A 16,853-nucleotide genomic window follows, 5' to 3' on the forward strand; every position below is an offset into this window, starting at 1 on the left:
GACACGCCTTCCAGCTGCCCAGTTTACGCTGACCTTCGAGGCTACGTCCGATATGGCAGGAACGGAGTAGCGCGTTAGCCGTTCCTGCCGCGATGACCTACCATGTGGCTCTCGCGGGTTCAGTCCTCGCCGGTGTGGCGCTCTGGGTCGGTGTCTACACCGCCCTGTTGCCGAACCATGCGCCCGCCTCCTCCCACAAGTGGGAGGTGAGCACGTCCGAAGGCGCGACGAGCGCAGACTTCGAACTGGAAGCCTCACCGCCACGACGGTGGGCCGACCTGCCGCGTGAAGCCCCCGTGTCGGCCAGCGATCTGCCGGTCCGGGAGGAGAGCCTCTCCACAGCGATCGTGCCGGACCTGGGCCACGCTCGACCTGTCGACCGCCCGGATGGTCTCTCGCAGATCCGCAGGGTGGCGCGTCCGGACATCCTCATCAGGCGGCGCCTCATAGGCGAACGGGCCTATACGCCACGACGCGTTCACGCGCGGCCACGATACAGGCGCAGGCAGGAGCCGATCCAGTTCAGCTTGGCAACGCGCTCCTCGTCCTGAACGTCATCTCGGGGACCAACCCGCCACGATGATGGGAACGGTATCGCGAGGCTCGCCGTAAGAACCGAGCGGCCTGGTCCAAGGCCGCATGGTTTTGATGGGGGCATTCATGCGCGTTCTCGTGCGCACGATCATGGCGGCCAGCCTGATCATGGCAGACGCCGCTCAAGCTGCCTCTCTGACCGCAACGCAAGGTGGACAGCAGGCGGAGACCCAAGTGACGCCCTACGAGGCGCGCCTGAAGAACATCCTGGATCGCGACGAGAAGAGCTGGAAGCGCCTTTCCGCTTCGATCTGCGCCGGGTGTGGTGCGCCTCCCCCACCGCTGGAGATTGCTAACGCCACGCCGTCGTATGTGCGGGCGCAACGCGAGGCCGCTGCAGCGCCGCCCCCTCCTGCGACAACGGCCTCCAAGCACGCCGCGCGGCCGGCTTCGGTTCAGAGCGCAGCCTTGCGAGAATATGAAGGGGCGCGCACGCGTGTGGTGCGGTCCAGCTCAACCCACGTGCGCTTGACGGCCAAGGCGCGGCGGTACGCACGGTATGCACGCCTGCGCCTGATCCGGCATCAGAGGCGCTTGGCGCTCCTTCAAGCCCAAAGAAGGCATGCCCTGCTCGCGGCACGGGCCCAGCAGACTGCCCATCGGGTAAGAGTGGCAGGTCTGGGGCTCGGCGGCTCAGAACGGGAGGAGGCCCGCTTCGGTGACGAGCGACGTCCTGTGCCGCTCCCGCCTGAGCGCCCCGACATGCTGTGCGCTGATGATCGTGGGGTCGCCAAGACCGGTTTCCGACCGTCATCGGCCTGTGTCAGCCCCCGCTGAACGATGCCGCGAGGGACCGGTAAGGCCGCCGCCTTCCGCTTCGCATCGAGGCATGAGCGTCGCGCCGGACGCCGCGCTCCGGCGCGACGCGATCCCGGACATGACACGGCGCCTGGACGGGTTCGCACGTGGAGTGGGCTTCGACGAAGCGACCCCGCGGCAGATCGTCGAGAAGGTCGCGAGGGGGGCGCGCCAGCACCGTGAAGCCGGCCCGTGAGCCCTTGCCGCCGAACCTGGCCTGAACTCAGCGCCTCATCGGCTGGCAGCCTTCCGAGCGAACTCCCAGACCGGCACGCCCCAGACCTGCCCCTGCCGGTCGCGGTAGGCCGCCGTCTGCTCGAACAATATGCGGTGCGCCTCGACGCTACGCGCCGGGGTGCCGCCAACCATCAGGGCCCCGCAATAATCGACCCGCAGGGTGCCGTGGTCCGCATGCACGCCGAAGAGCTGCGGCGCCGTCCAGCCGAGCCGGTGGGCCTCTGCGCCGTGCTGGTCGCAGAAGGCCATGGCGTTGGAGCGGATCGCGGCCCACTTCGCCGGCGCCAGATACCGGCACGGCGAGGCGTGTTCGGACAGGCGCTCGATCTGATCGCGCCAGGAGGCGACGGCGGGCGAGAGTTCGGCGGGTGCGAGGCTGGATGACATGCCCGCCGCGGTAGAGCCACAGCCTTAACGAGCGGTTCGTTCGCCCTTACCCGATCTGCTCACGGGCGGGGGAGCGTCCGATCTCACCCGCGGTGAGCCGAGCCGATACGCACCGCGGCTCGGAGACAGGAGTACGGCGGGCGGTTGGCGGCCTCTGTGCTGACTTCGAGGACGGCTGTTCCGGGCCGGGACGGCGCACAAGGTCACCGTTTAATCGTGTCCCGCTGCTGGCATGGCTCGGAAGCTGATCGCCATGCGGTTGTAGGCGTTCATGAGGCCGATCGCGATGGTCAGATCAGCGAGTTCCTTTCCGTTGAACACGCGCGACACCGCCGCGAAGGCTGAGTCCGGCACGCCGGTCTCCGAGACGCGCGTCACCGACTCGGCCCAGCCCAGCGCGGCGCGCTCCTGCGGATTGAACAACATGCCCGCCTCTCGCCAGACCGGGACGAGAACCAGCTTCTCGGTGGCCAATCCCGCCGTAAGGATGTCGCGCGCGTGCATGTCGATGCAGTAGGCGCAGCCGTTGATCTGCGAGACCCGCAGATAGACGAGATCGATCAGTTCCTTCGGCAACCCACATCGACCGACATAAGCATGCACACCGCCCAACGCCTTCATCCCATCGGGCGCGAAGCTGTTGTAGTCGAGGCGTTGGTTCATCGCGAGAGCCTCTCAGAAGCCCTGCTGCAGGGCAGTCTGAGGTTATCTACTCCTTCCGATCCAGGAACCAGATCCCGGCCCCGCCGCCGGTCTCGGGGGTGAACGTCAGGTCCCGGTCATCGCGGTGGAGATGTTGCCGTGAGCGGGGTGAAGGCGATCCCCAAGGGCACACACGACGCAGGCCGGCTCAAAGCGGCCGCATCTTGCCACCGTTCACAGGAGTTCGCGGCGATCCGGCGACAGCGCTGGGGCCGATGTTGGGGCGCCGACACCGATGGGCCTAGACGCTTCAACCAACACAGCAATTTAGCCAGTTGAGTTGGCGGAGGGAGCGTCTCTCTAAGAGCCGTCCGCCGGTGTCTCCGCGTGTCGGTAACCCATTGTTTTTCCCGGACCGACCTCCCCTTATCTGTCTTTCTGTACACGCATAGACACGCTACAATCCGGCTTCTATTTGTAGGTAGCACTGTAGGTATCCCGTTGAGACGAGGACCTGGGCAGCTCAGCGCATTGAAGGTTTCTCGAACCCGGGAGCCGGGCCTCTACGCTGATGGTGGGGGCCTCTACCTTCAGGTCACAAACGCCGAGGCCCGCTCGTGGATCTTCCGGTTTATGCTGAACGGCCGCGCTCGTTCGATGGGCCTCGGATCCCTGCATACCCTGATGCTGGCCGAGGCGCGTGACAAGGCCACCGAGTGCCGGAAGCTCTGCCTCGACGGGATCGACCCGATAGAGGCCCGGGAGAAAGCTCGCGCCGCCGCGCGGCTCGACGCAGCCAACACCATCACCTTCGACGCCTGCGCCGAGGCCTACATCGAGGCGCACAGGAAGGGCTGGCGCAACGCGAAGCACGCTGACCAGTGGCGCAACACCCTCGCCACCTACGCCTCGCCCGTGTTCGGCACCCTCCCCGTCCAGGCGGTCGATACCGGTTTGGTGATGCGGGTAATCGAGCCGATCTGGGGCGAGAAGACCGAGACGGCGACGCGCGTGCGCGGGCGCATCGAGTCGGTTCTGGATTGGGCCGCTACCCGTGGCTACCGGCAGGGTGAGAACCCCGCCCGTTGGCGTGGCCACCTGCAGAACCTCCTGCCGAAGCGGTCGAAGGTTCAGCGCGTCGAGCACCATGCCGCCCTCCCCTTTGTGGAGATCAGCAAATTTGTTTGCGAGTTGCGCCGGCAAGGTGGCACCTCGCCTCTGGTGTTGGAGTTCACGATCCTCACGGCTGCACGCACGGGCGAGGTAATCGGAGCTAACTGGGATGAACTCGATCTCGTCGAGCGGATTTGGACTGTGCCGCCCGCACGCATGAAAGGCGGGCGCGAGCACCGGGTGCCGCTCTGCGATCGGGTTGTAGAAATCCTCGAGGGCCTCAAAGTGCTCGGAGACAGGTACGTCTTCCCTGGCAACAAGCGCGGGAGGCACCTGTCCAACATGGCGATGCTAGAGCTGCTGAAGCGGATGGGGCGGCCGGATCTGACCGTTCACGGTTTCCGGTCAACATTCCGCGATTGGGCTGCCGAGACGACGCATTTTCCGAACGAGATGGTGGAGATGGCGCTCGCCCACATCATCGAGAACCGGGTCGAGGCCGCCTACCGGCGCGGTGATCTCTTTCAGAAGCGGCGCGAGTTGATGAACGCTTGGGCGAATTTCGTCGTTGGGGCCACAGGAGAAAGGTCGTGAGCGACAGTGATCGCCGGGTAAAGCTTCGAGAAACGGTGGAAGATCTAATCGCGCACTCTTGTGAAGCTATTGCTTTTGAGGGAACAACAGCAATTGAGAGACACGCGCTTAGATCTGCAAATTACGAACTTTTAGACTACTACAATAAGCTCGTAAAAACTACCGATGCGCTAGATAAAGAGGCTTCAACAGAAGTCGTTGAGATCCGGAATGCGGCAATCGGATTGATCAACGCCAGCATGGGGATCAGCTCATTAGCCTACCGAATTATGACGGCACGCAAGCTCGTCCTGAAAAAGCAGGCGAAAATCGCGCGAGCTTCCCGCGCGCCCAAGGTGGAGAAGTGGCGAGGTGATCGGCAAGCATTGCTACTGAGGCATCTGCCAGATGCAGCCGAAGCGAAGCGGCATCCCTGGAAGACCGCAGAGTCGATCCGCGACGCCCTGAATGCTGACCTCATCCGGAGCGGTCGCAAGACAGGAGTGTCCACGAAGACGATCGGCCGGTGGATCGACGAGATGCCGGAAACATAATCCGGACATTTCTTCAAAGCTGTCCGACACGCTTCAAGAAACGCGGAAGTTAAGTTCGACACGGCAACAGAGAGGGGCCACTCCTAAGTCGCAGTCCGCCGAAGAACCGGTGGGCACATAAGGACAGCAGCTATGAACTTTCACAAGGTTCAGGCGTCGCAGGGAGACCTGCGTGCGTCAACGGAGAAGCTTTGCTTCACGGTCCCCGAGGCCTGCTTCAGCACTGGCCTCAGCCGCTCGACCATCTACATCTTGCTGCAGCAGAAGAAGCTCCGATCCATCAAGATCGGCAGTAAGACCCTGATCCCGGCGGACAGTCTTCGCAGCTTCCTCAACTCCCTTGAGGCGGAGGCTGCCTGAGCCATGAAAAAGAAAACCCGCGCACAGCGTGGGCTGCGGCGGGTCTCTCAAAATGTCTTCTGCCGGGTCGACATAAAGAGACATACGGCAGCCCAAGCGCTTCGGCAAGATCATCTCGCGGCCCGTTTCGGGTTGACGCCCGCGATGGCCGGCGTCGTAGCCGAGCTGACCTTCCCCGACAAGAATATACGGGGGGCGGCGCGATGAGGAGCATCCCATACGGCCGAATTTTCAAGGCAATATTGAGCGACGCCGGCGTCGACATCCCTCGCAGTCAGATCGTTGCCGTGCTTCGTCAGAGCACCGCTGAGCTCGGCAGCTCTGTTGCAGAAGTCTTCGCGGCTGACGTCGCCGCGTACCCTGACGCACCGCCGGATGCCCTTGAACTCGCTCGGCTTACAACCTGCAGTGAGATCGACAGCATGATCAGGTCCGTCATGGTCGAGTGGCAAATTCCGCGCTCGGCGGACACAGAGAGTTTGGTCCAGCTCACTGAGCATGCCTTCAACGTGCGGCTCCGCGCTCTGAAGGACACCGGCGGGGGTGCGCGATGATCCCCGTCGGACCCCAGTACGGCCTTTGGGCCGCCAATCTGCATCCCGGCGAGCGTATTGCCCGGCTGCGTTGTCTGACGGCGATTGCGCATCTCTCTTGCGGCCCGCGCGGTGCCGAGCTGGTCGCTCTGCTTCGGGCGACAGAGGCTGACGAAGCCGCTGTTCCTGGTGCTCTGGCGGCTTTGAACCGGCTTGCCCCGCTCGACCGCCGCCGCATCGTGCCGACCTACGCGGTTCTTACCGGTCCGGTCCAGCAGCCGAGCCTGACTTCTAAGATCGAGGGTCGGACATGCTGACCCTCAAGCAATTCGCCAGTGCCCTGTGCGGCAAGATCGTTTCAGGCGGGGTCAGCTTTGCTCCGGAAGGTCACGGCCGCAGAGACGCCTCAGGTCGTCTCTTCACCGATCCGACGGCCCGGAATGGCTACCGGATCGCCTGTCTGTCCCCGAAGGATGACCCACTGAGGGTTCGCGATTACGTGGACGCGCGATGCGGCCTCCCTCTTTGGGAGCCGGGTGGTGGCGGTTGGCACGGGATCGGGCGCATCGACCCGCAGGAAGTTGCTCGTCGGGACCGAGCCCGGGAGAAACTCGGTCTTGCCCAGAAGGCAGAGGACCGGATCAAGACCGAGCGCGCCGACCATATCTGGCAGGAGGCTGAGCCTGACCCACGCGGTACCCTGGTGACACGGTACCTCGAGGAGCACCGTCGCCTCGATCTGCCGCGTGACGTATGTGGCCATGCGGTTCGGTTTCACCCGGCGGGCCCTTGGGAAGGGAGCCGCGCGCCCATGATGCTCTGCGCCCTGCGGGACATCCACACCAACGAAGTGGTCGGGCTTCATCGGACTTGCCTCGATCCGGCCACGGCCGCGAAAGTCGGCCGGAAGATGCTCGGTCGGGCGAAGAACACCGCGATCAAACTGACCCACGACTTCGAGGTCGCCGCCGGCCTGCACATCGCCGAGGGCATCGAAAGCGCGCTGGCCGGCATGGCGATCGGGTTCGCCCCGATGTGGGCGATGGGGAGCGTCGGCGGGATCGCAGCTTTCCCGGTGCTGAGCGGCATTGAGTGCCTCACGATCTGCGCGGAGACCGGCGACGCCAGCGCCGCAGCGGTGGAGCGGGTGGGGGCCCGCTGGGATGAGGCCGGACGCGAGCTGCGGGTCTGCCGCCCACGCTACGGTTCGGACCTGAATGACGCGATCAGGGAGGTAAGAGGCTGATGGACGGCCGCATTCCGATCGATCCAGAGAGCGTGGCGACCGTTCATCCGTTCCGGCGTGACAAGCGGGATTTGGTTGACGAGGAGCGGTTCCCGCCGTTGGCCGACGAAAACGGCGAACAGGCGCGCCAGCGGCCGTCCTTTCCGATCCTGCATGTCGACGATTTGGAGATCGGTGACGAACCGACTTGGCTGATCGAGGGCTTGCTGCCGGCGTCCGGCTTCGGCATCGTATACGGGCCGCCCAAGAGCCTGAAGTCCTTCCTCCTGGCTGATGCCATGTTCCATGTTGCGATGGGCCGAACATGGGCCGGACGCGAGGTGATGCAGGGTGCTGTCATTTATGTGACCGGTGAAGGCGTCGAAGGGTTCAAGCGCAGGCTGATCGCTATGCGTCGCCACTACGCCGTCGAGGGGCGGCGGGTGCCGTTCCTGATGGTTCCAGTTGCGCCGGACCTTGGTCATGCCTGCGGTGATGATGTGGTGCTGGTGAACAGCCTACGGGCCTACCTCAACAGCATCGGTAACCCACCGGTCCGGGCGGTCGCCATCGATACCCTCGCCCGCAGCATGAAGGGCGCGGACGAGAACGTCGCGAAGGACATCACTGCTTTTGTCGACAACTGCGAACGGATCGGGGTCGCGCTCGACTGCATCGTCCTCGGCGTTCACCATGCCGGCAAGGATGTGACGAGGGGCGCGCGTGGATCAAACGCCCTGGACGGGGCGGTCGACGTCATGTGGAGCGTCGAGAAAGGCGAAGTATCGAGCACCGCCACCATCCAACACATGAAAGACGCAGAGGCCGGCACGAGCTGGCAATTCCGGCTCCTCCCGGTGGTGCTTCGAAAGGGAGGCGCAGAGGTTCAGGAAGTGCGCTCTGCTGTGGCCGAGATCATCACGCCGCCTAGCAAATCAGACCCTGCCACAGTGAAACGCAGAGGCAGACCGCTCCCCGATCGAGCGCGCCTCTTGTTGAAGGTGCTTCAACACGCGATCGACGAAATGGGTGAGACCGTCCGGGGCGATCCCAACGTGCCGATTGAGGTCCGGGCGTTGCGACGTGAGAGCCTGAAGAAGTACCTCGAGCTAAAGGGTTATTGGGATGATCTCACCACCGCCGCGAACAATCGGGCCCGGCTCAGCACAGACACCAAGCTGCTGTTAGTCCGAGGGTTCGTCGGCAGCACGCCCAATTGGTACTGGCTCAACGATGGAGCCTGTCGATGAGGGCGCAGAGCAGCGCAGAGCAGCGCAGACGTCTCAATTCTCTGCTCCTGGCCACCCTCCGCTGACGAAGCGCGCAGAGCCGCAGAGGGCGCAGAGGGGTTCTATAGAACCTCTGCGCCTCTGCTCTCTCGACAGGTCTGCCCGAAGACGCCCGCCGAATGGACTGCCGTCCTCGACACGCCCGCAAAGGCCGAAGCCGTCGAAGCGCACCAGACGGTACGTCTGCGTCGGGATCCGCGTGTTCGCACTGCGAGCATGAGCAATTGCTAGCCTGGCCGCGGGTCAAGTGGGAGAAGGTGCTCCCGAACGGGACCGTCACCTACGACGTGGCTGATGATCGGACGGTACACGAGCATCGCCCGCACACTGCCGGCATCCTGTGACCACGAAGTGGTCCAGGACCAATAAGTCCATTCTCCGATCTACCCGACGACAGTGACGGTGTCTTCCTTGTCAGGGCCATCCAAGGCAGTCGAGCGACGTATTCGAATTCCTGGTAGTTGCACGACAGCTTCGCAACAGGTCGGCCCCCCAGGGATCGTGCAAGCTTGATGGAGAACATGTCGAGCAAGGCTGCTCTGCGCCCCGTGGCTCCGGCCGCAGAGCGTCTTCACATATCATAAGTCAGCCACCTACAATGCCATCTCAAGCTACTTCCGCTATCAAGAGCATCTGCTCTCTAGAGGATATCCATTGACGAGTATAATTGGGCTGTTGGTCAATAACCGAAAAACGCCGAGCAATTTCTCGCGCCAGATCGACATAGTTTTGCTCAAAATTTTTCTCGATTATTCGATCATAAATGTTCTTCGCCTTCCGCCGTGCGGAGTTGGCCGCATAAACATGTAATGCGATTACATTGTTAATCGGATCAGGCCCCTCGTCTAAGCTGCCTTTGGCTTCCTGATACCGGCCGAGTTCAAGATTAAAGCTCGCGAGCGCAGCTCGGATAAGTCGCCTCTCTTTGGCGAAAGGTACTCGTTCAGACGCCTGCTGAAGGGCCTTGACTGCAGCAGTCAATGAACTCTCCGCCCTTATGACCATGGCTTTCAGTACGACTTGGCCCCAATCGAAGGCGGTTCTCGGCGGAGAGTCATTTAGGCCGCGTTTTGCTTCGGCGAACCGACTAAGTTCAATCAGCACCGAAATGCGCGCGTTTATAGCGGGGCCATATGTTGGCCATTTATCAAGCAGCGTATCGAGCGCAAAAAGAGACGCCTCCAAATTCCCAGTGCGTCGAAGGATGTCCGCTCGATTGAAGGCAACCCAACGGTTCTCAGGGAATTTGCGTTGTAGGATGTCAAAAGCCTCTAACGCCTCAGAGGCAGGTCGAGTCTTTCTCAGCATACGTGCCTGACCGATCCCAAATATCGGTTCATGAGGAAAACTGGCAGCTCCAAATCTGAATACTTCCGCAGCCTCGGAGTAACGTTTTAGATCTTCGAGGACTTCAGCCTTTCCGATAATTGCTACGGTGCTAAATGGAGCCCGCTCAATCGCTAATTCGAAAGCTGATAGAGCTCCATCAAGGTCTCCCATCGCTCGAAAGACTTCGGCTCTTCCGCAGAAGACCGCTTCGTTGTTTGGCGCCTCAAGTGCGCATTCATCATATAATCGGATGGCATCCTTGTAGCGGCCAGCCAACTTGTATGCGTTAGCTTGCCCACTTTTGGGAATAATGCCGCCTTTATTCTTTATCGCCATCCCATAAAATTTGATCGCCAGTTGCATATCTCCTGCATCGACCAAAGTTGATGCGAGCCCCGACCTAATTATCGGATTAGTTGCCCACCGAGCGGCTAATGCCTCGTACTCGCGGCGAGCTTCTTCAGTACGATTGAGATCACGAAGACACTCTGCTGCGCCAACATAAGAGCGCCAAACATCGGGTATAGTTGGCCAATCTGTAGCTGTATCGAGATATTTGCGTCGCGCATCTTCGAATTGTCCAGAAATTCTGAGAATCCGAGCGCGCATATTGCTGGCGAAGGCTCCGTTGCCCGCCTCTTCCGTCAACTTGAGCGCTCCCTCCGCTTCGGAAATCTTACCAGCGCAGATCAATGCATCTGCGAGTTGACCCGATGTCAAGGGATCGCGCGGGTTTGCTCTATAGGCACGCTCCGCCCAATCGAGTTGTGCCTCGGTTGCACCCAGTTCCTTCGCTTCTCGCGACAAGACGTCAAGCGTTTTAGCGATATGTTCAGCCTTGGACGAGGTTTGCTGCTCAACGATCAGCGAGTTAGTCAATTCGCGTGCCTTAGCAAGATTTCCTATCTTTAATTCGCTAATAATGGCGGCCTGCTTCAGTCTCACTTCTTCGAGAATAGACTGGCCGCTATCTGATTGCCGCGACGACGCATTGCGTGCCGAATAGCGCTCATCATCATAAGCGGCGTCGATTGAATTAACAATTTTGGGTGTTCTGGTCCGTTCTAGACCAGGCCGCAGCATCGACGTCCATTGCTTTATCGGTTCAGCGAAGCCTCTATGTTGACTAACAACTTGCAAGCGCAGAAAGTTGAGGTCCGCATTTTGTGAAAGGGCCAAGGTAAATTTTTTAAAAGTGCCGTCGCCTATAAGGCGGTTTTTGCAAATTTCCTTTTCCCGCTCTCCTCCAAATGCCGCAGGATGAACCCTCTCATAAGCGGCGCTTACTTTCGCAGCGTGATCCTGAATAGCAATAATATCTTCAAAGATGGCGCGAGTGATCGGCGTCGCCTCTGTCGCTGACATTACAGCGTCCGTTTGCACAGTCGTCCCAAGCTCTTTTGACATCAACCTATTGGTAACAAAATCTTTTACGCATTCCAGCTCGAACAGTTCTTCGGCGCATTCAGCATACTCGATTAGATCGTCAGCGTCCCCATCGGCAGCGACAAGAAACAAAAATAGTCGTAAAGCGCGGTCGCATGCCCAGGCGTCTTGTACAATCTGTCGCGCGACCTCTAAAGAACGTACTTCTACGGTGTCGAGATCGGAACAACCCTGAAAGTGCAGATGGATCTCAGATTTGTCGATCGTGCGTACGACATCGAGATTGGCTTCGCAAAGCGTATTAGCTTTACCAAGCACTACTATCTTTGCCGCTTCACCTGAAAGGAGAGCTTTCACTATTTCTCCTCCACAACAGCACCATCTTTGCGAAGGGCCTTGGCCGCCTGGCGCCAGATACTTCTCTCCACACGCGGCTTTGGATCCGGTCCGGAGACTTTTTCTATGCACTTACGATGAATTGGGCCATAAATATGAACTTCAATGAAATCGTTATCCGCACCTGACGCGGCCTGCTTCATTAGCACGGCCGCGAACTGTTTATCAGCCATACCCTGATTTATTTCCGAATGAAGCTTGGCAACCGCCAGGGTCTGTCTTTGATCCCATGTCGCTCGGTAACCCAACGGGGGCTTTGTGCCGGAAACAACATTATGGCGCATGTTAAAGATAAATGGATTTTCCTCGAAAACAGACGCGCGGTTCTCGATTGTTGGCTCGCGTAAAACTACACTATAAGGGCCATAGTGTTCCATTCCATTGTCATCTATTGTCAGAGCAGAAAAATTTATTTCCTCATAACTAAAGGGATTAATCGTACTCTCAGCTGAGGCTCGCTGCTGGTCCCAGTGAGATGTGTCTGGAATGCGGCCAAGTAGTTTGACTTGCTTATGAAACGACTGGAATAACGGACTGTCGCCATTGATCCAACTACTCAACGCGCCGAGTGAGCGGTTCATCACCGCTTTAGATTGTGCTACCCTCGTCTCAAAATCTTGTAATTCTGCGATTGTCTGCCGAACGGCAGCAGAGTCTCTGGCTGTCGTTGCACGACGCGCGAGCGCTTCTTTTTCCTCGGTCAGATTTGCCGTCCGTACATTTGGGAAGCCGACCGGTTCCTGGCATACTTGGCACGCAGTTCCGCTTAGTGGCACCTCTGCCCCACAGTTCCCGCAGTTCTGCGCCACTGACCCTGCTCCGCCGAACCTACCTTGAGCGTTCAGGGGTTTAAGCTGAGGTTGTTCCCGGTCACAAGGTGGCTCGGCATCTGCGTGGTGAACTTGACCTCGCTGTGTCGCTTCCGGAGCCATATGAACAGCCAATCAGCCCATTCCCGATGGGATAGATGCAAGCGAGCCTTTGCGAGGCGAATCAGGCAGTTTGCCGCACAGTTCCGGCAGCAAGATGTTCAATTTCATAGATGGCCGCAAACGGTGTTGCGCAGAGAGCATCGCTGTTCAGCGAACGCCAACCCAGCGGCGCAGCTATTGTTTTGGTCGTGCGCCCGTGATCGGAGCGCAAAAACCCCCCCGCCTTGCCGGGCGCAAGGCCTGTGTTCATATTGATCTACGGTGCTTCAGAAACACGCGAACCGAGCCCTGCCAGAGGCTGGCGGTTCAACCCAGAGCGGAAGCCCATCACATTGCCGGTGAGAAGCCCGGTAATTGACGTGCTCACCTTCCGGTGTGCGCGATCGGTTCATTTTGCGGGGAGTCCGACCGCTATACAACACCCTTCGGGGAAGGCGGCCGGGCACGTTCTCTGGGCGTGTTTCTGAGCTCCCGGTGCAAGCCTGCTGGCTGAATAGGTCCAACGCGCCTCAGAAACGCAGCGGACCCCGGCCCTCCAAAAGGCCGGTCCGATCCCAGAGGACCGATATGACAATCCACAACCTGATGCCCTTTGCGATGGCGGGCCGCCTCGCGGCGGATCTCGAGTTGCTGCGCGCCCTGTGCCAGCTGATCACAGGCCGTACCAAGCGCGGTATCGCGATCCTCGACGCCTTGTGCCCCGACGCGGACCTTGAGCCGCCCGCCGACTCCGCTTGCGGAGAGAAGCCATGAGGCGCGACAGGCACGCGGGACCGCCCGGGGATCTCCTCTACGGCGCTGAGGCGGTCTCGAATTCTTTGGGGTCAGGAAGTGCGCGGCGGTGCATCTAATGCGCACCCACCCCATCCTCGCCTTCTCGCTGGACAACGTGCATTGCTGCCATCGCTGAATCCTCATCCAACATTTCAAAGCATCAGAGGCCGACTGTGGCGAGTGTCTACAAGCGTGAATGGGCACGCCTCGGTCACGACGACGCTCAACGTCTACGGCCATCTGTTCCCGTCGGAGGGGGCCATCAAGAGCGCTGATTAGGTTGCGAGCGCGTTCCTTATGACAAGGGTGCGACAAGCGTCGCTCGTCGCCGAAAGCCGCCATACATCGCATTAGCTTAAAGACGCCTAATCAAGCTGTACAATATTCAGGCGATGCTGCGGGATTGGCGGACTAGGGTGTGAACCGAACCAAGCTGTTGCAGAGTCTGTCGTTTTGTGATTCCAGGCGGCCGTTTTGCGGCTTGGAGGTGGTGATGGCGGACCTTTTCTGGCTCTCGGATGAGCAATGGGCGGTGATCGGACCGTTCATGCCCAAGAACCAGCCCGGACCCGAGCGCAAGGACGACCGGCAGATCATCTCTGGCATCCTGCACGTGCTGACATCGGGCTGCCGCTGGCGCGATTGCCCGGCCGCCTACGGCCCGCGGACCACGGTCTACAACCGCTTCAACCGCTGGTCGCGGCGCGGCTTCTGGAAAGCCATACTCGCCGCTCTCGCCAAGGCCGGATGGGCGGGCGACGCAGCCGCCCTCGACAGCAGCTACGTCCGCGCCCACCGCTCGGCTCACGGCGGAAACGTATGGCCCGCCCCGTCCGCAAGTGGCACTGGATCCGCTGGTCTGAGCAGTCTGCATAAACGTATCCGGCCTTCGGGCGAGCCCTTGGCCAAGATGGAGATCCGCGCGTCCTGGGCCTCATAAAGGGGTCGGCGTCGAGCGCCATTTTACGCCAGAGGCTTCCAGAACACCGATCGACTGTCAGGCCATCTTCCTCTCACCGCTCGCAGACATCGGAAGGCCGGCGCGCGCCGCGCCAGCCAAACTCGGATCAGGCGGCCACGGCCGTCGCCTCGTAGACGCGCCCGTGGCGCAGCAGCGCCCAGACGATGCGCGCCATCTTGGCTGCCAAGGCCACCACCGCCGTGTTGGCATGGGCCCGCGCCAGCAGCCCGCGTAGCCACTGCCCGAGCCGCGTATCACTCTGCCGGAGCGTCGGCATCGCGGCCCGAGCGCCCTGGATGAGCGTCTTGCGCAGGTACTTGCTGCCGCGCTTGGTGATGCCCAAAAGCCTTGGCTTCCCGCCCGTCGTGACCTGTCGCGGCACGAGGCCGAGCCAGGCTGCCAGGTCGCGCCCTCGGGCGAAAGTCGCCACGTCGCCGATGGCTGCAACCAGCGCGGTCGCATTGAGCGCGCCGATGCCCGGGATGGTGGTCAGCCGACGCGCGTTCTCGTCCGTGCGCGCCTGCTCGGCGAACTCGGCATCCAGCGCGGCGATGCGCCGGTCGAGGCCCTGCCAGCGCTCGTGCACCTCTGCCACGAGAGTGCGCATGCGCGGTGTAAGCGAGGAGCCCGCCTTCGTGTCGAGTAACGCGGTCAGACAGGCGGCCAGCTTGGCCCGCCCTTGTGCGACGACATGGCCGCGCTCCAGAAGGATGGCGCGGACTTGGTTCATCAGCGCCGTGCGCTCGCCCACGAGTTGGTCGCGGACCCGGTGCAGGGTCTGCACGTCGAGTTGCGCCTCGGACTTGAGCGCCACGAACCGCATTGTCGGGCGGGTGGCCGCCTCGGCGATGGCTTCGGCGTCACGGTCGTCGTTCTTCTGTGCCTTGACGTACGGGCGCACGTATTCCGGCGACATCAGTCGGACTGTGTGTCCCTGCTCCACGAGGGCGCGGCCCATGTGGTGCGCACCGCAGCACGCTTCCATGGCGACGACGCACCCCGGCAGCTTCGCGCCGAAGGCGATCACGGTCTCGCGCCGCATCCGGCGGCGCAGCACGACCCGCCCGCTCGCATCCAGCCCGACAAGGCTGCAGCTGTTCTTGCCCAGATCGATGCCCAGCACCGCGATCGTCATCGTTCCGCTCCATCCCTCATCTCGGCCTCGCTGCAAGCCTAGCAGTGCAGCCCGGTGAGGGGCGGGCCATCCATAAAGGGGGGCGACAGCGCAGGCCATCGGCCCGTCGCGGGGTGGCCAGACCACCAAGATCCACGCGCTCACCGATGTGCTCGGCCGCCCCGGCGTCCTCCTGCTGACGCCCGGCAACGCCAGCGATGTGACCACCGCGCCTGCGGTGCTGGCCGAAGCGCCGGGCCGGATCCAGCGTCTGGCCGCCGACAAGGGCTACGACGCCGACTGGCTGCGCGCTGACCTCCGCAAAAGCGGCATCACGCCGGCCATCCCAGGCAAGCGCGGCCGCAAGCGGAAGATCCGCCACGACAAGAGCCGCTATCGGGAGCGCTGGCGGATCGAGGCGACCTTCAACCGCCTGAAGGACTTCCGACGTATCGCCACCCGCTACGACAAACTTGCCCGCAACTACGCCTCGGCCCTCGCTCTGGCCGCCGTCATCGCCTTCTGGTGCTGATCGAGTCCAAACCCTAGAATTCCACCATCACGAAAGACGCGCCAGCAGCTCAAGCGACACCGAAACCACCTCCTGGCATTCATGCCGGATCGCCTTGGCAGCTTTCGTCCGCTGTCCGTGGCGATAGTTGCCGTTCCGGCTACCGCTTGGGGCTCCGCTTCCGGTCGCGCCTCCGTGCATCCGGCATCGCTCCTTCCCCTTCACGGCCGGCGACCGGCACGGCTTCCCGTTCCGCGTTCGAACTCCGCAGCGGTTGGCACTTCGCAGGAGCAATGGTTCGCTCGTCTCTAGGTGCATGGGGTTGTGGTCCATTATCGCTCCTACCCCCCTCCCTGGTATCGGATGTCACCCTGCTGTTTGCATCGACATTGCCGACGATCGCTTGACCACCTTCATGCACGTGGACGTGCTTCACAGTAACCTTCTGCGCTCCGCCGCGCCTCACCTTCGCCAGGGCCTCAATTTGTGCCGTGTAGGTGCGCAGTAGCTTGCTCGCGAGGTTGCCGTTCGCCGTCATCTGCTCCGGCGTTGTGGCTACTGCTGAGCGCTGCAGGCATTCCATCGCGAGCCGGTGCGTCGCGGCCATCTGCACGGCGAGCATGCCTTCGAGCTCGTTCTCGGGTCGCACTGCCTCGACCGCGGCGAGCATCGTGTTCGCCTCGATCTCCGGAGCTTGTTCGTCTGGCCGAACCATGCCGAGCAGGTGGTTCAGCTGGCCGACGGCGAAGGTGTCAGAGCGCGTGCCGAAAGCGTCCCCCAGGCGGACCTGCCACCCCTGGGGGTCGTCGTGCGGGCTATCGAGGCTGAGGCTGCCGTCGCGTGTCCGCTGCAGCGAAACCATAACCGGCGCGCGGCGTGCCTTTCGGCGTTCGTTCGCCTCAAGCATCCGGCCAAGCTCTTCTGCTGAGCGCGCCTGCTTAGGTTCTTCCGGGTAGGCATCAACGTCGGCCATGACCAGATCGCACCCTAAAAAATCGGTATCACAAATACTTCTGACAATTCATGAGATTATTTTATAAGGTAATTCAAGGCCAGATCAAATTTATCCCGTCTGACCTCGAAGGCCTGCAGAGGCGCGATCCAGACCCGCGACCCTGGTCGTTGTTATGTCCACTTCGGAGCTT

Annotated in this window: 16 protein-coding genes and 2 pseudogenes; 11 read left to right on the forward strand and 7 right to left on the reverse strand. The window is 61.5% G+C overall.

Features of this window, described 5'->3' with window-relative positions; translation table 11 throughout:
• Positions 1–92: 92 nt before the first annotated feature.
• From MFF58_RS22045 to MFF58_RS22055, 3 genes are all read left to right on the forward strand, one after another.
• On the forward strand, positions 93–551 hold the full coding sequence (locus MFF58_RS22045; protein WP_238291119.1) for a hypothetical protein: 459 nt from the start codon (positions 93–95) through the stop codon (positions 549–551).
• 109 nt (positions 552–660) lie between these two features.
• Positions 661–1,371 carry a hypothetical protein gene (locus MFF58_RS22050; RefSeq protein WP_238291120.1) on the forward strand — a complete coding sequence of 237 codons (711 nt, stop codon included), beginning with the start codon at positions 661–663 and terminating at the stop codon, positions 1,369–1,371.
• Positions 1,372–1,423: 52 nt separating this feature from the next.
• A complete protein-coding gene (locus MFF58_RS22055; protein ID WP_238291121.1) occupies positions 1,424–1,588 on the forward strand; it encodes a hypothetical protein in 165 nt (54 codons plus the stop codon).
• A 35-nt stretch (positions 1,589–1,623) separates the two neighbouring features.
• Here MFF58_RS22055 and MFF58_RS22060 read toward each other — a convergent pair whose 3' ends face one another.
• Together MFF58_RS22060 and MFF58_RS22065 are read right to left on the reverse strand one after the other, a co-directional pair.
• Positions 1,624–2,016 carry a hypothetical protein gene (locus tag MFF58_RS22060; protein WP_238291122.1) on the reverse strand — a complete coding sequence of 131 codons (393 nt, stop codon included), beginning with the start codon at positions 2,014–2,016 and terminating at the stop codon, positions 1,624–1,626.
• A 210-nt stretch (positions 2,017–2,226) separates the two neighbouring features.
• Positions 2,227–2,679, reverse strand: coding sequence for a carboxymuconolactone decarboxylase family protein (locus MFF58_RS22065; RefSeq protein WP_238291123.1), 453 nt, complete (start codon positions 2,677–2,679; stop codon positions 2,227–2,229).
• 510 nt (positions 2,680–3,189) lie between these two features.
• Between MFF58_RS22065 and MFF58_RS22070 the strand changes: the two genes are divergently transcribed.
• The 5 genes from MFF58_RS22070 (at position 3,190) to MFF58_RS22090 (ending at position 8,266) form a co-directional block, all read left to right on the forward strand.
• On the forward strand, positions 3,190–4,365 hold the full coding sequence (locus tag MFF58_RS22070) for a tyrosine-type recombinase/integrase (protein ID WP_238291145.1): 1,176 nt from the start codon (positions 3,190–3,192) through the stop codon (positions 4,363–4,365).
• Entirely contained in the window at positions 4,362–4,898 is a 537-nt protein-coding gene (locus tag MFF58_RS22075) for a hypothetical protein (RefSeq protein ID WP_238291124.1), read from the forward strand. Before MFF58_RS22070 ends, MFF58_RS22075 begins: the two co-directional genes overlap by 4 nt.
• Before the next feature lie 132 nt (positions 4,899–5,030).
• A complete protein-coding gene (locus MFF58_RS22080; RefSeq protein ID WP_238291125.1) occupies positions 5,031–5,258 on the forward strand; it encodes a helix-turn-helix domain-containing protein in 228 nt (75 codons plus the stop codon).
• 843 nt (positions 5,259–6,101) lie between these two features.
• Entirely contained in the window at positions 6,102–7,037 is a 936-nt protein-coding gene (locus MFF58_RS22085) for a DUF7146 domain-containing protein (protein WP_238291126.1), read from the forward strand.
• Entirely contained in the window at positions 7,037–8,266 is a 1,230-nt protein-coding gene (locus tag MFF58_RS22090; RefSeq protein WP_238291127.1) for an AAA family ATPase, read from the forward strand. Before MFF58_RS22085 ends, MFF58_RS22090 begins: the two co-directional genes overlap by 1 nt.
• 645 nt (positions 8,267–8,911) lie before the next feature.
• Here MFF58_RS22090 and MFF58_RS22095 read toward each other — a convergent pair.
• Both MFF58_RS22095 and MFF58_RS22100 read right to left on the reverse strand, forming a co-directional pair.
• Positions 8,912–11,377, reverse strand: coding sequence for a tetratricopeptide repeat protein (locus MFF58_RS22095; RefSeq protein WP_238291129.1), 2,466 nt, complete (start codon positions 11,375–11,377; stop codon positions 8,912–8,914).
• Positions 11,377–12,225 carry a hypothetical protein gene (locus MFF58_RS22100; RefSeq protein ID WP_238291130.1) on the reverse strand — a complete coding sequence of 283 codons (849 nt, stop codon included), beginning with the start codon at positions 12,223–12,225 and terminating at the stop codon, positions 11,377–11,379. Before MFF58_RS22100 ends, MFF58_RS22095 begins: the two co-directional genes overlap by 1 nt.
• Before the next feature lie 690 nt (positions 12,226–12,915).
• Between MFF58_RS22100 and MFF58_RS22105 the strand changes: the two genes are divergently transcribed.
• Both MFF58_RS22105 and MFF58_RS22110 read left to right on the forward strand, forming a co-directional pair.
• The gene (locus MFF58_RS22105; RefSeq protein WP_238291131.1) at positions 12,916–13,101 is read left to right on the forward strand and encodes a hypothetical protein; all 186 of its coding nucleotides are present in this window, start codon (positions 12,916–12,918) and stop codon (positions 13,099–13,101) included.
• A 514-nt stretch (positions 13,102–13,615) separates the two neighbouring features.
• Positions 13,616–13,937 (forward strand): annotated as a pseudogene (locus tag MFF58_RS22110) (IS5 family transposase); the annotation flags it as partial.
• Between the two features lie 252 nt (positions 13,938–14,189).
• On the opposite strand, the gene MFF58_RS22115 reads toward MFF58_RS22110, so the two are convergent.
• Positions 14,190–15,218 carry an IS110 family RNA-guided transposase gene (locus tag MFF58_RS22115; protein WP_238291132.1) on the reverse strand — a complete coding sequence of 343 codons (1,029 nt, stop codon included), beginning with the start codon at positions 15,216–15,218 and terminating at the stop codon, positions 14,190–14,192.
• A 79-nt stretch (positions 15,219–15,297) separates the two neighbouring features.
• On the opposite strand from MFF58_RS22115, the pseudogene MFF58_RS22120 reads away from it, so the two are divergent.
• A pseudogene (locus MFF58_RS22120) lies at positions 15,298–15,729 on the forward strand (IS5 family transposase); the annotation flags it as partial.
• Positions 15,730–15,756: 27 nt separating this feature from the next.
• On the opposite strand, the gene MFF58_RS32330 reads toward MFF58_RS22120, so the two are convergent.
• Both MFF58_RS32330 and MFF58_RS22125 read right to left on the reverse strand, forming a co-directional pair.
• Positions 15,757–15,933 carry a hypothetical protein gene (locus tag MFF58_RS32330; protein WP_283206458.1) on the reverse strand — a complete coding sequence of 59 codons (177 nt, stop codon included), beginning with the start codon at positions 15,931–15,933 and terminating at the stop codon, positions 15,757–15,759.
• Complete coding sequence (locus MFF58_RS22125) at positions 15,869–16,681, reverse strand: hypothetical protein (protein WP_238291133.1); 813 nt, start codon at positions 16,679–16,681, stop codon at positions 15,869–15,871. The genes MFF58_RS32330 and MFF58_RS22125 overlap by 65 nt, the downstream gene beginning before the upstream one ends.
• Positions 16,682–16,853 lie beyond the last annotated feature (172 nt).

This window comes from Methylobacterium longum, assembly GCF_022179385.1.
Taxonomy (GTDB): Bacteria; Pseudomonadota; Alphaproteobacteria; order Rhizobiales; family Beijerinckiaceae; genus Methylobacterium; species Methylobacterium longum.